A 14,146-nucleotide genomic window follows, 5' to 3' on the forward strand; every position below is an offset into this window, starting at 1 on the left:
ATAATACTTTTCATTTTTTTGAAAAACAAAAAATAACTTAACTTTAATTTAATTTAAAATAGGAATCTTAAATATATGAAAAGAAAAGTTATAGCACTAGCTACTATTCTTTCTGCTGCATTTGCTGGCTCATCTATGGCGTATGACGGAACAATTACATTTACAGGTAAAGTTGTTGATCAAACATGTTCTGTTGATACCCAATCAAAAAATTTAGCTGTTATTTTGCCGACTGTTTCAGTCGCAACATTAAATAATGTAGCAACAACAGCAGGCTTAACTCCATTTACAATTAAGTTAACTGGTTGTTCCACAGATAAAGATGGTGCTAAAAACGTTAAAGTATATTTTGAACCATCCGCTGATACTGATTTAACTACACATAATTTAAAAAATACAGCAACAGGAACTAAAGCAAATAATGTTCAAGTTCAATTACTTAACTCAGATGCAGCAACAACAATCCAGTTAGGTACTGATTCTGCAACACAAGATGTCCATCCAGTACAAATCGACAATGCTAATGTAAACCTTCCATATTTTGCTCAATATTACGCAACCGGACAATCTACCGCTGGAGATGTAAAAGCAACCGTCAACTATACCATTGCCTACGAGTAAGGTTTATTCGATTGCTTTTGTTTTACGGGGCAGAAAAACTGCCCCATTTTCTTCTAGAGGTACTATGTTAAAGTTCATTCTTATTTTCTTGACTCTATCTGTATCTATAGTGGCTCAAGCCAGTGTGGTTATTATGGGAACTCGCGTTGTTTATCCCGCAACGCAAAAAAGTATTAATGTTCAATTAAATAATGACGATGAATCCCCCGCATTAATTCAGTCTTGGTTAGATACCGGAGATGCAGCTGCAGCACCAGATTCAATTCATGTTCCTTTTATCATTACTCCCCCCATATTTCGTATGGAGCCGAAATCAGGGCAAACCATCCGGATTGTCTATACCGGTGAATCATTACCACAAGATAGAGAGTCTCTTTTCTATTTAAATGTCTTAGACATTCCGGCAAAACCTAAATTGGAAGAAAATTCGGAAAACTCAGAGGGAAATAACAATTACTTACAATTAGCCGTTCGTAGTCGCATTAAGTTTTTCTTTCGCCCTGATAATCTCAACGTAACGCCTGATGATGCTTACCAAAAAGTGACTTGGCATCAGGAAGGAGCACTACGCATTAAAGCGATTAACCCAACACCTTATTACATCACTTACAACAAAATCTCAGTGGGTCAGGATAAACAGCTAACGCCTGTTGAACAAAGTGGGATGATAGCTCCTTTTTCTTCAAAAATATTTTCACTTAAAGAGAAGCCAATATTAACAAATAAAGTCACTTGGGTTGTTGTTAATGATTATGGTGGATACCAACAAGGTGAATCTACTTTGGAATAAGGTAATATAATGAATTTTAATAACCAATTACACCTCATTTCCTATCGTTATTCTCTTCCGTTTTGTGTCGCTTTAGGGATTGGGGTGATAACAATTTCTTCATTCGCTGCTGAAGAAGCTGAATTTGATCCTAGCTTTTTGCATTCAGTACAAGGAAAGAATGCGATTGATATACGTCGCTTTAATTATGGCAACCCTATTCCTGAGGGCAAGTATTACGCTGATATCTATCTCAATAATGAATGGAAAGGAAAAGCTAATGTACAGTATTTATATACTGACAATGCGAATACGTCGACGTTATGTCTAACGCCGGAATTACTTTCATTAATTGATGTCGTCAAAGGCACTGTTCCTGAAAACAGTTATAAAGCCACTTGTTATCCCGCCTCAGAAGGACTCCCCTCAGCAAAATTTCATTTTGATTTATCCACTTTAAAGCTGAATATAGAAATTCCTCAGGCACAAGTGAATACTCGACCTCGAGGATATATTGCCCCTGCACAGTGGCAAAGTGGAGTCCCTGCCGCATTTGTCAACTATGATGTTAACTATTATCAATACAATACTCCGGATATAAATAATGAGCAGACTTACCTTGGGTTAAAAGCGGGACTCAATTTATGGGGATGGGCTTTTCGTCACCGTGGTGGTGAAAGCTGGAATAATGGTCATTCTACCGGATATCAGAATATCGAAACAAATGTGACGCATGATATTGCTCGGTTACGGGCACAATTCACATTAGGTGATTTTTATACGAATGGCGAGTTAATGGATAGCCTTAGCTTACGGGGAATTCGATTAGCATCGGATGAACGAATGTTACCCAACTCTTTACGTGGCTACGCTCCGATCGTGCGAGGCATTGCTAATAGTAATGCTAAAGTTACGATTTATCAAAATGCTCACATCCTTTATGAAACAACTGTGCCTGCTGGCCCCTTTGTCATTAATGATTTGTATCCCAGTGGATATGCTGGCGACCTTCTTGTGCAAATAACCGAATCTAATGGACAAACAAGAACATTTACGGTTCCTTTTGCTTCTGTTGCCCAACTTATTCGTCCCGGATTTAGCCGTTGGCAAATGTCAGTGGGACGCTATCGTTATGCAAATGAGACATATCATGATTTAATTGCACAAGGCACATATCAATATGGTTTGACAAATGATATCACTTTAAATAGTGGACTGACCACAAGCTCAAAATATACCGCAGGATTGGCTGGTGTTGCTTTTAACACGCCGATTGGGGCAATTGCATCTGACATTACATTGTCCAGAACAACATTTAATCACTCTAACGTAACGCGTAAAGGCTACAGTTTACATACTAGCTATAGCGTCAATATTCCGACCACGAGTACAAATATCACGTTAGCAGCCTATCGTTATTCATCTAAAGATTTTTACCATTTGAAAGATGCGCTATTGGCTAATCACAGTGAATTTATTGATGATGTTTCCATAAAAAGTGCCGCATTTTATCGCCCTAAAAATCAATTCCAAGTTTCAATTAATCAAGAATTAGGTGAAAAATGGGGAAATATATTTTTAACTGGTACCACTTATAATTACTGGGAGCATAAAGGAAGTCGTAATGAGTATCAGATGGGATATAGCCATTTTTGGAAAAAACTTGGTTATCAGATTGGCTTTTCTCAATCACGAGATAATGAGCAACAACGCCGAGATGACAGATTTTATGTGAACTTTACGCTTCCTTTGGGAGAGCGTGTTCAAAGCCCCATTTTTTCTACTGTCTTAAATTATAATAAAGGCGAGAAAAACAGCATTCAAACATCCATCAGCGGTATCGCTGGGGAAGATAATCAATTCTCTTATGGTATTTCAGGTAATAGTCAGGAAAGTGGACCTTCCGGCTATGCGATGAATGGAGGCTATCGTTCACCTTATGTAAATGTAACCGCAACCGTCGGGCAAGATACTCAACATAATCGTCAAATGTCATTGGGGGCGTCGGGGGCGGTTGTTGCACACCCTTATGGAGTGACATTGAGTAATGATTTAAGTGATACTTTTACCATTATCCATGCAAAAGGAGCACAAGGTGCGGTTATTAATAATGCACCAGGTAGCCGATTAGATTTTTGGGGTAATGGTATTGTGCCTTATGTCACACCCTATGAAAAAAATCAAATTAGTATCGACCCCGCTAATTTAGATTTAAATGTTGAATTATCAGCAACAGAACAAGAAATTATTCCTCGTGCTAATAGTGCCACGTTAGTGACATTTAATACTCAAACAGGGAGAAGCCTGCTGTTTGATATTCGTATGCCAGATGGCAGTACTCCTCCAATGGCTTCCGAGGTTTTGGATGATCATGAACAGTTAGTCGGATATGTTGCTCAAGCTGGGCGCTTATTTACCCGAGGTCTTCCCAAACAAGGTCAACTTGATGTGATATGGGGACCAAATCATGACGATAAATGCTCATTTACATATCATGCGACACACAATGAAACTGACATGCGGCCTCAAATCATTCCTGTTCAGTGTATACCGCACTCTAATTAGGAACAAAACATGAAAAGAATATTTGTTATATTATTTCTTTTAAATCTATTCCCTAGTCTGGCTGTTGCTGGTGCAGATGACTACGTACCGTCTCCAATAACAATCAACACATCTACCCTCCCTGTTGTTGTTATTGGTCCTGCTGATGCCCATACTTACCCACGAGTGATAGGGGAACTCACCGGAACAAGTAATCGATATATATTTAACGGCGGTAGTTTAATAGCATTAATGCGTGGAAAATTTACTCCTACATTACCTAAAATAGGCAAAATCACATATAACTTTCGCCAAGGAAATAACACTCAATCTTCCGATTTCGATATATTTGATACTGGAGTTCCAGGGCTAGGTATTATTATTGGTATGGCGGGCTATTGGCCTGCAACGCCATTGGTTCCCATAAACAGCTCAAGTATATATATTGATCCTGTTGCCGCCAATACAAATCCAAATGCTTATAATGGTGCAACTGGAAGTTTTGGTGCTCGTTTATATGTTGCTTTTGTCGCAACAGGACGATTACCTAATGGGTATGTAACGATACCAACCAAACAACTGGGCCATATTTTATTGGAATCTAATCGGGCAAGTTTGAATAATAAAAGATTAACAGCTCCTGTTATGTTAAATGGAGGGCGCATCCAAGTGCAAAGCCAAACATGCTCGATGAATCAAAAGAATTATGTTGTTCCATTAAATACTGTCTATCAATCCCAGTTCACGTCTTTGTATAAAGAAGTGCAAGGAGGGGAAGTTAATATACAACTTCAATGCCAAGACGGTATTGATGTTTATGCTACATTAAATGATGCGACCCAACATGGGAATCGTTCTGATATATTAACATTAGCAACGGATTCTACGGCAAAAGGCGTTGGGCTAAGATTATATAAAAATAATGAAGTAACTGCGATTAGTTATGGTTCAGACACTCCTAACAAAGGAAATCAAAATCAATGGCATTTTTCAAATTATAGAGGAGAGATAAATCCACGTATAAAATTAAAAGCTAATTATATAAAAACAGAAAATACTATTACGCCAGGAAGTGTAAAAGCAGTAGCAACGATTACTTTTTCATATCAATAAAAATTAATTGAGTTTTATAAGTAGAGTAAAATGCTTTTATAACAAATGCTTTTTACTCTGTTAAACTTAAAAATCTGTTTATTGTTGGAGAATGAAGTTCATGAGTACAATTAATTCCATTATTGCTTATAGAATAAAGCAAAAAAGAAAAGAATTAGGGATGACAGGGAGGGAAATAGCCCATTCATTGGAAATAAGTCAACAGCACTATTCACGTATAGAGAATGGATATACCAAAATAACAGTAGAACATTTATTCTCTATCGCGTTTATTTTAGGTGTCAAACCTAAAGAACTATTGCCTAATTATAATTTTTCAAATGAAAAAGAGATAATTAAAGCAAAACAATCATTATCAGCAGAAATCATTATGCCAATAAAGAAAAACGACATGTATCCTACATAAATATAGACAGGTATTTATTTTATTAAAAATAATGTGAACCATTAAGGATATAAAAGGGAATACGTTGCTCTACATGATGTTGCCGATGAACATCACGTATCCATTCACTCACAAAAATCTGTTTTCCCCGAAAACGAATCCCCATATCCCCGTATTGCGCTTGGCCCAATCAATGTGGTCATCCTGATAAGACGCATTCACAAACTGACTGGTTGCACAGACTAAAGGCAAGCTATATGGAGTCTCTACACTCCCCTTCCGTAATAACAATGCCATTGATTGTCCTCGGGTAAAAGGCAGATAGTCCGTATTAAAGACCCGTGCTCCATCTTCACTGTACAGTGATAACCCCCCAACGTTTCTTCGGGGTCAAAACCATTCCTGAAACGAATACACACACATAAATGTCTGTTTGGGCTGAGCTGTATAATTGCTTTTTATGCGCTAAATAGCTCACTTCCGCTTGAGAGTTGGTGGTATGATAAAACACAACACACTTATCTAAATGCGATAATATTGTCGGCAAAGACCAATAGCGCCCGCCTTTAAGGTGGATTTTTTGTCGAAACACACAATAAGCCATTTGTGTATTACGTGTAATCGCACTTCGAAATCCCTGAAAGGTCCACACTACTTTTATCTAACTTTTTACTAATATCCCCCAGCACTTTTTTAACACCATCGAGCGTAACTCGTTGCTCGTTTAAGAACTACGTAATATCTGATGCAATAGCGGTCATACGATTATTAGCGTCGCTGTATGAGTTCGGCTCAGTGAGATTAATGCTGTAACTAGTGTTTTTTACGGTAAATGTAGCCGGTTGTGAAATGACTAATTCTGTATCGCTATTAACCCTGTCCACCATATAAATAAAATTAGCATTACCATTTTTAATTAAAATAATGGTACCTGTGCCAGAGACAATAGCAGACCCTGACACTGTGCTAACAGTGCCTGTTGTGTATATCATGATTTATTTCCTAAAATTTAGATACAAAAAAACCACATTAGTGCGGTATTTAATCTTCTAACATTGAAACGTCTATCATAAGCCCTTGTTCCATTAATCCAGAACCTTCTCGACTCGGAGGCATACTTATCCAGCCATCCTCTTCTCCTAAGAACTCGTATCGATACTCAAATGTTAACCCTCCCACATCATCAATCAAGACATAACGCTCGCTATATCTTTTGAATGTCCAAACTTCATCCCACGTGTCAGGGTCTATGTAGCTTCGTATGTTTGTATTATGAAAATACCCCATAGAGCGAGTCTTAATCATGCCATACCGATGACCACTTTTGCCTGCGATTCTTAATGAGCCTTTGCCAGCGCTCCCCGTATTGACATCATAATATTTCTCAAAGCAGACCAACTTAGCAAGAGATGAAAATTTCATTTTCCCTTGCTCATCATAAACTTCAAGACCAACTCCGTGTTGAGGTATGCTTACCTTGGAAATCGGAGCAACCATCCATTGGCTATTTAACGCATAGATTCTCGGATAACTATCATGAGGGCCTGATGATGACGTTAGTTCATCAGGAGTTGCTTTTCTCAAAACACATATTGTTTCGAGTTTATCGGTTAATTGTATCAGTCTATTATTTGTGTAAATTTCTACACCAACCATTTCACACCACCCATACGACAACATGACTTGAGAATGAGTCATTCGCTTGTGTCTGCCCGCCACCAGAGCCATTGTTCTCCCAGCGATAGATATTGTAATCAACGCGGTAGTTTAACGTATTTCCAGATATGGAGTATTCTGTTCTCTCATTAGGCTTATCTACATGAAATTCACCACTCCATCGAGAGCGATACCGTAGCCAGAAATGGCAAACAACCTCACCTCCTAAGGAAATCTCAGGAATAGTAAGAGATCCATATTGGGACAAAGGAAGGTCAAATTGCCCCAAGTGGCGCGGTATAATAGTGTCTTCTCCAATAATGAGTCGCCCTTTCTCATCATATATTTCTAAACCCATGCCCATTACCATATCCCCATTCTGATACGCATTGTGCCTTTTTTATCAAACAAACGTTTTAATATGTTTGTTTCAATCCAGTACCCCTGAGCGTTATTCCCATATTTAATTTCTTCACCAGTGCGCATATTAAGTTGATAACCCACCTTGTTTGCATGGCTGAAATTGGTTGATTGCAATACATTAGCTATTTTTGCACTGGTAATAGTTGCATCACCAATAAAAGCTTCATTAACAACCACCTGTCCATTCTTCACGATAAACGGTGTCACCACTTTGCCATTTAATGACGATATCACTGCAAAGTTTTGGGCATTGACCAGAAATTGGCTATTTCCTTGCGCATTGAATCCTAAGCCAATGCCAGTAATGACTTTATTCCCTTTGCTATCCTGCTGGACTTTCATTGTCCATGATGCGGAGATTTTGCCATTTAAATCAGTGACCACTTTCGACGTTTGTTCGATTTTGGCTGAACTTGTACCCACTTGGCTTTCTAGGCGAGTGACTTGCTGGGCGGTAGAAGTCACTTTACCTGAAACCTCAGTCACTTTGGTTTCAAGTTGATTTACCGCATTCGCTGTTGCATTGGCTTTCTGTTCGCTCGATTTAGGCACGTCATTCGCCACAAACCCTTTCGGTGCCACCGATTGCTTGTTGTTGGTATAAGTGCTGGTGATAATTTGATGGTTAACACTTTTATGTTTAGTTAACTGATATTTTGCCCCTCCCCGTAAATAAATATATTCCACAGAGCCATTCGTTAATTGAGCGGGTCCCATCACAGGGGATTGATTTGTCCATTTCCAATCAAAATTATCAATGATGCGATTTTCAGACTGAGTTCCCCATCCAGAACCACTGACTTGCCATTCCACAATCATGGCAAAGCCTTTAGTGCTGTGAGTCGCATAGCTGGGTTTATTGTCTCTATATTGCCCTAAGGTTCTAAAAACCTTAAAGGCATAACGTCGAGAGGTTACTAAAGGTAAAATAACTGGATAATAGGTATTTTCATTGAGTTTAGATAAATCTAAATCCACCACCACAGACTCCGTTAAATCGGCTTTCACTTTATCTAATTTGCTGGATAACGTTTGTACCTGAGAGGTTGCGGACGTCACTTTGCCATCGATATTAGATACTCGCGTATTTAATGCATTTACTGCACTACTATCAGCTTTCCCTTTAAGAGTTGAATTGAGCGTTGAAATCTCTTGCGTTTGCGCTTGCTGTTTCGAGGTGAGGGTTTCTAGTGATTGATTAATCGCTGAAACATTCCCATTCATCCGTGTTTCCAATGACTGTCTGGCTTTGGCTTCCGCTTGGTCGCCTATAACACGCGCTTGTTTCTCGGCGGAGATAAGTCCTGCGGTGACTTTCGATAAATCATTGCCAGTATAATCACCACGAAGTTGAGTGGCTAAGGATTGTCGTTGTTGCGCTTCAGTTTTATCAGCCTCAATACGTGCTTGTTGCTCTTGTTTAATTGCAGCGGCCTGAGCCTCTGTTACCGTTGAAACTTGGTTAATCCGCTCAGCCAGTAATTTTTCTGCCTCCTCCAGTTTTTTTTCACTTTCTTCAATCGTTGCTCCATGCCTCATCAACTCAGATAAAATCTTGTCATGATTTATCCTCATCAACTCATGTAATTCAGTAATATCGATTTGGTTAGCTTTACTGTTAATTTCACCCAATAAGTCTTGTGCGAGTTGGTCTCGGCTGATTTGCCCCGCTAATTCATCAAGAATAATACTAGCATCAAACTCAGATTCTCCCAGAATAAACTCAGTCCATTCGGAATGATTACCTATTTTATCTACCAGTCTTGCTCTAAAATAAAACGTTAAACCTGCTGATAACCCTGCCATTTCATAGTTTTTTGAGGGATAAGGAACATCAGATAACAGCATCAGACCTTCACCATTATTGGTTTTGCTGTACTGAATTTCCGTTTTTAACGTATCACTGGTGTTTTCACCAAATTCCCAGCCTAACTTAATGCCAAATACGAGCGGTGAAGCTCTAAAGTTTACAGGTTTAGGCGGGCTCCCTACTTTTCCTGTCAGTGTTGTTTCTGGCGCATTAGTCCATACACTGGATATTTCAGACGCATTTATCGCACGAACTCTCACCTGATAACGACCAGCATAAATGCCATCAACTTCAAACCCACATGTTGATGTTCTTGGCATTGATACCCAGTTATTATTATCTCTCCGCCATTGAGCCTCATAGGTAATGGCATTATCAACTGCATCCCAATCAACACGCAGAGTAATAAATGAAATACCTTGATTAACCTGAGAATAGGATGATATACGAATGTTTTTAGGTGGTGCTTGCACACTCGGTGGAACAATGGTGATTGGACGCTCACCTATTCTTGCGCCAGAGTCAATGTGATCGTAATTGCTTGGGTTATGGATTGCGCCAGTAATAGTGTATGTATTATCGCCATTATCAGTAATATTAACGACCCGATAAAGTTGTAATGTTAAATCATCAGCATCAACTGTCCAAACTGCGTTTTTCTCTGGTTCCTGTGAGTACTCCGTTGAAATTGTAATGATATTATCAGCAACCAGTGATACGGTTCTTCCCTCTGAGCGCCCGTTTGGCAGATTAACAATCAACCTATCACCAGCTTTAATATTGGCTCTGCGATCAAGTGTTATTTTTCTGCCTTCTACACGCGATATACGTCCACCATTATCTCTTCCAGCCAATGTAGAATCGGCAACAGCAATGATATGACCAGGAGAAGGTATTGCCCCCTCTAATCCTGTCGCAAAACTAATAACTCTGTCGTTAGCATTGGTGAGTAACGCCCAGCGACCTCTACGGTTAGCCTCCGTCTGTCGAGTGCAACCTATCGCTGATATTTCAGTTTTGCGTACTCCGTAACGACGCTGTAGTTTAATATCGGCCACAGCCTCAATCGCATCATTACTGTGGTTATTGGTGTCTGTGTAGGAAACTAATGCTTGCGTATATCGATTTTGCTGACTACCTCCTGAATAGGTAGGCTTACCTCCAACAATATTGGCATTAGTAAACGTTCTAAAAATACTATCTGGCATATCAGCGACAACATTAACCTTGTTATCAGCCCAAAATGTCATACCACGAAAAATAGCCGCTATATCTCTCAGTACTTGGTATGCCGATTCTTGCGATTGAATATAAACATCACACAGGAATCGAGGCTCCTTACCATCACCACCATGCCCATCGGGTACCAATTCATCACAATATTGCGCAATCTTATACAGGTCCCACTTTTCAACCTGAGAAGACTGGATCCGGTCACCACAGCCGTAGCGATTATTGAGTACTAAATCATAAAATACCCATGCCGGGTTATTGGTTGCTGCAAGTTTAAAGGTGCCATCCCATACGCCTGAATAGGCCCGATTAATCGGGTCATAATTCGTGGGCACTTTGATAAGCAAGCCACCTTTTGGGCGAACGCTAATTTTAGGGATGCGGTTATTAAATTGACGCGCATTGAAAGTAATAAACAATAGGGCCGTATTTGGATAACGCAATTTAGCATCGATAACATCAGTAACAGCAGAGATAGTAACCTTATCAACAATTCTGGCTGTATTCTGATTCTTAGTTAATCGTCGGACACGGATCTGCCAACCTGTATTTGCCTTGGGTAAGTCAATGCGGTGTGTTCGCTGGTATTCGCTGGTCGTTTTACCATCAAAAGCAGACTTTAATACTTCATTATATCCAGCACCATCTGTAGATAAGTCAATAGCATATTCAATTCTATAGCCTGTAGTATCCCCGTTATCGTGTTGTTGAAACAATTGAGGAACAGATAGTCTAATGCGCACAGCAGATAGCTGAGTGTTATTAATGCTCCGCACATAGGGCTGATCGTCTTTTAATTCCAACCCTACCGATGTTTCGCTATCTACTGATGGGATACCCTGAATGTATTCTTGGTGTTCACTACCCGGTCTAAATTCCCAAGTGACACCCTCAAAATTCTTAGTACCGTCCGCATTGCCAATCGGTGTATCATCAAGAAAAATACGAGTATCGTCTAAGCCACCAGCAATTTCACCTTCTGAGATAGCCAATAAAATCTTAGCTGTTGATTCAGAAAGTAAGCTATCCGGTGATTCCGTGGGCGTATGTCCGCCACCGCCACCACCTTTTGCACCATGAATTAATTCCATATTTCACCCATAAAAAAAGCCACATAGTGGCTATTCTGAAATTCGTTTATGTTATTGCTGATCTTCTGTGTAAATCCCTGCAGAGATTATCGCTCCACCCACTTCTCGCCTATCTAGTCCATAAAGTAAAGGAACTGGATTTCCTTGTGCGGTTGTGTTTACAACACCACCAAAGGCGTATGAAGGTTTATTGTCGGCGTCTTGACGCACAGATAAGCCACGCGGCTGAGGTGACAGCATTTGCACTACGCCACCTAGCGCCATTGCTGTCCCGCCCATAGCTAAAGCACCACCAGCAAAACCACCCGCACCGAATGCAGCCCAACCTGCAGGACCTAACATCATGGCAGCACCAATCATGGCTACGCCTAAAATAGTCTGGAAAAACCCACCACGCTTGCTACCTTTTATCACTGGCGCTATGCGGATCTCTTCTGTGGTATCAAGATATAATTCATCTTCAGCAATGTTGCGCTTACCTTTAAATACGGCAAACTCCAGCCCTTTCAGGTGTGCATTAGCAAGAAACGGCTCAAACCCATCATAAAGCACGGAGAGCGCCTTAATTGCTTCGCGAGGTGAATCTATATCTAATTTGTGTTCACGCCCAAACTTTGCGCCAAGAACACCATATAGACGTATTGTTTTTAGGCTCATACAAACTCTTTCCTCCGCACAATTTTTACGGTTCTATCTCGCCAATAATCACTGTAAGGAACCAACCTGCTGAGTTGACCATAAAGATGGTGAAGTAACATGCCATTCATAATCACACCAGCGTGATTAGGTACATCGGCTTGCACTTGCATGATGATCATGTCACCCTCTTTCGGCTCACCAGCAATATCAACAAAACCTGCTTTTTGGTAATTATCCATATACAAGTTTTCGCCTTCTTCCCACCAATACCGATCAACGCTGTAGTTATGTAACTCAATACCGTGTTTTTGGTGGTAGTAGTCCATAATTAACGACCAGCAATCAGCATAGCCCAACACAAAAGGCCGTCCTTCTAATTCTCGTTCACCTCGAGGGTAAATAATTCGAATATCACCCTCTGGGCATGATGCGATCACCCAAGGTAATCCTGTCGCATCACACTGTAGTTTATCTATTTCGCTAGGTTGAGTCGTTACACCATCTCCACAATGGCTGTGCACAATTGCTATTGGCTCTCCCCAGTCCTCAGCAAGGGCGTAACCCTCTGGAGAAAGCTCAAAATGCTCTGTTGGACTATCTGAAAGATTGCTACAAGGAAAGTATTTTTTAACTCGACTTTTCTGACAGATAACTCCGCAAGCTTCTTTTGGATATTCAGCTTTTACATGTTGAAATATCGATTCCCTTAATTTTTTTGTGATCATCTCGTTAACCCCGCAGCAGGAAACCCTCCGAAATCTAATGGCTCATTCTCACCAAAGCGTTTTTTGCAATCACTAATAAGTCCACCACAACTATCTAGCGCAGGATCATCAACAGGGTTTCCTCTCTCATCAAAATATTTACTCCCTGAATATGAGCACCCATTACCACTACGATAATCGCCTTTCATGCACCAATAACAAAGGTTATGAATTTGTCGAACGGGTATCATTACTCCCTGCAAATCAAACGGGCTAGACAGCTCGAACTCTACGGATTCGCCAGCCACCTCATTAGTTTTACGATCGATGTAATAAACTTGTTTAAAGCATTCGTCTGGATTAGCTGTTGAATTTCCCTCAGGAAAGTTTTTAGCATCAAGATAGTGAGCAAATGTCTCATAAATAGTTACTTTGGCTTGCACCATGTCGTCAAACTGAAGACATAGAGATGAAATTAAGCCATCTATATTGGCAACCTTTAGAGATGGTCTCGCTGGACTACCATCACTATTTTTTGCCATTCCTTCAACTTCGTAAGGCCATGCTCCGTATTCATTTCCTTGCCACCAAATTGGTTTTGGCTTGATAACACCATTAGATTTCTCTATTTCTTCCGGTGTGTGAGGTAAGTTATAAGCATGGAAGCGAAGAATAGGGCCATCAAACCCACTACCATCCACCTCAATTAATTGAACCTTATTACCCGGCTCTAATTTTTGTACATCTGCTGTGATATTCATGCGCTAAATGCCTGTTCAAACGTAGCTGTCAATTTCATTACTCCATCAGAGATGGGGAGCATCGTTATTGAATCAGCTTTAACACGATAAAGCCCTTTTTCACCAAATGGAGGCGTCCAAATAAATGATTTTGCTGTGTGTCGCCGAATGAATTTAAAAATAGGCATCACCTCATCTTTTAGTCCCATATAAGCAAATGGCCACGTTTGAGATTCTGGATTAATACCATCACCAGCAACTTGTTTGTAACCATCTCCAAATTCAACTTCTTTAATGCGATGCTTGAACTCACCGCTTGGCGAATCTTGTATTTGTGTTCGCCATTTAAACTCTTCCATTGGTTACTCCAATAAAAAAGGCGATACAAAGCCGCCTGATCAAATATCAGGATATTAAT

General features: G+C 40.0%; 14 protein-coding genes. 5 read left to right on the forward strand and 9 right to left on the reverse strand.

Features of this window, described 5'->3' with window-relative positions; genetic code table 11:
- Positions 1–75: 75 nt before the first annotated feature.
- The 5 genes from ucaA to AACU95_RS05820 all read left to right on the forward strand — a co-directional run bounded on the left by ucaA (position 76) and on the right by AACU95_RS05820 (position 5,453).
- On the forward strand, positions 76–621 hold the full coding sequence (gene ucaA, locus AACU95_RS05800) for a uroepithelial cell adherence major pilin UcaA (RefSeq protein ID WP_004247530.1): 546 nt from the start codon (positions 76–78) through the stop codon (positions 619–621).
- A gap of 64 nt (positions 622–685) precedes the next feature.
- Positions 686–1,411, forward strand: a complete 726-nt coding sequence (locus AACU95_RS05805; RefSeq protein ID WP_004247529.1) for a fimbrial biogenesis chaperone — start codon at positions 686–688, stop codon at positions 1,409–1,411.
- A gap of 9 nt (positions 1,412–1,420) precedes the next feature.
- Positions 1,421–3,955 (forward strand): fimbria/pilus outer membrane usher protein, encoded by a 2,535-nt coding sequence (locus tag AACU95_RS05810; protein WP_004247528.1) that lies wholly within the window; start codon positions 1,421–1,423, stop codon positions 3,953–3,955.
- 9 nt (positions 3,956–3,964) lie between these two features.
- Positions 3,965–5,047 carry a fimbrial protein gene (locus AACU95_RS05815; RefSeq protein ID WP_004247527.1) on the forward strand — a complete coding sequence of 361 codons (1,083 nt, stop codon included), beginning with the start codon at positions 3,965–3,967 and terminating at the stop codon, positions 5,045–5,047.
- 100 nt (positions 5,048–5,147) lie between these two features.
- The gene (locus AACU95_RS05820; protein ID WP_004247526.1) at positions 5,148–5,453 is read left to right on the forward strand and encodes a helix-turn-helix domain-containing protein; all 306 of its coding nucleotides are present in this window, start codon (positions 5,148–5,150) and stop codon (positions 5,451–5,453) included.
- Between the two features lie 331 nt (positions 5,454–5,784).
- On the opposite strand, the gene AACU95_RS05825 is transcribed toward AACU95_RS05820, so the two are convergent.
- The 9 genes from AACU95_RS05825 to AACU95_RS05865 all read right to left on the reverse strand — a co-directional run bounded on the left by AACU95_RS05825 (position 5,785) and on the right by AACU95_RS05865 (position 14,087).
- Positions 5,785–6,084 (reverse strand): hypothetical protein, encoded by a 300-nt coding sequence (locus AACU95_RS05825; protein ID WP_231099051.1) that lies wholly within the window; start codon positions 6,082–6,084, stop codon positions 5,785–5,787.
- A gap of 79 nt (positions 6,085–6,163) precedes the next feature.
- The gene (locus AACU95_RS05830) at positions 6,164–6,424 is read right to left on the reverse strand and encodes a hypothetical protein (RefSeq protein ID WP_004247524.1); all 261 of its coding nucleotides are present in this window, start codon (positions 6,422–6,424) and stop codon (positions 6,164–6,166) included.
- A 49-nt stretch (positions 6,425–6,473) separates the two neighbouring features.
- Positions 6,474–7,088: a hypothetical protein gene (locus AACU95_RS05835; protein ID WP_012367646.1), complete on the reverse strand. Its 615-nt coding sequence runs from the start codon at positions 7,086–7,088 to the stop codon at positions 6,474–6,476.
- A 1-nt stretch (position 7,089) separates the two neighbouring features.
- Positions 7,090–7,446, reverse strand: a complete 357-nt coding sequence (locus tag AACU95_RS05840) for a hypothetical protein (protein ID WP_223307229.1) — start codon at positions 7,444–7,446, stop codon at positions 7,090–7,092.
- 5 nt (positions 7,447–7,451) lie between these two features.
- Positions 7,452–11,645 carry a phage tail protein gene (locus AACU95_RS05845; protein WP_161737195.1) on the reverse strand — a complete coding sequence of 1,398 codons (4,194 nt, stop codon included), beginning with the start codon at positions 11,643–11,645 and terminating at the stop codon, positions 7,452–7,454.
- 51 nt (positions 11,646–11,696) lie between these two features.
- Positions 11,697–12,302, reverse strand: coding sequence for a tail assembly protein (locus AACU95_RS05850; protein ID WP_110706704.1), 606 nt, complete (start codon positions 12,300–12,302; stop codon positions 11,697–11,699).
- Positions 12,299–13,009, reverse strand: a complete 711-nt coding sequence (locus tag AACU95_RS05855) for a C40 family peptidase (protein ID WP_004247518.1) — start codon at positions 13,007–13,009, stop codon at positions 12,299–12,301. The genes AACU95_RS05850 and AACU95_RS05855 overlap by 4 nt, the downstream gene beginning before the upstream one ends.
- Entirely contained in the window at positions 13,006–13,749 is a 744-nt protein-coding gene (locus AACU95_RS05860; protein WP_004247517.1) for a phage minor tail protein L, read from the reverse strand. The genes AACU95_RS05855 and AACU95_RS05860 overlap by 4 nt, the downstream gene beginning before the upstream one ends.
- Positions 13,746–14,087: a phage tail protein gene (locus AACU95_RS05865; RefSeq protein WP_004247516.1), complete on the reverse strand. Its 342-nt coding sequence runs from the start codon at positions 14,085–14,087 to the stop codon at positions 13,746–13,748. The genes AACU95_RS05860 and AACU95_RS05865 overlap by 4 nt, the downstream gene beginning before the upstream one ends.
- Positions 14,088–14,146: the final 59 nt, after the last annotated feature.

The organism is Proteus sp. G4415 (assembly GCF_963896075.1).
GTDB classification, from domain to species: domain Bacteria; phylum Pseudomonadota; class Gammaproteobacteria; order Enterobacterales; family Enterobacteriaceae; genus Proteus; species Proteus mirabilis.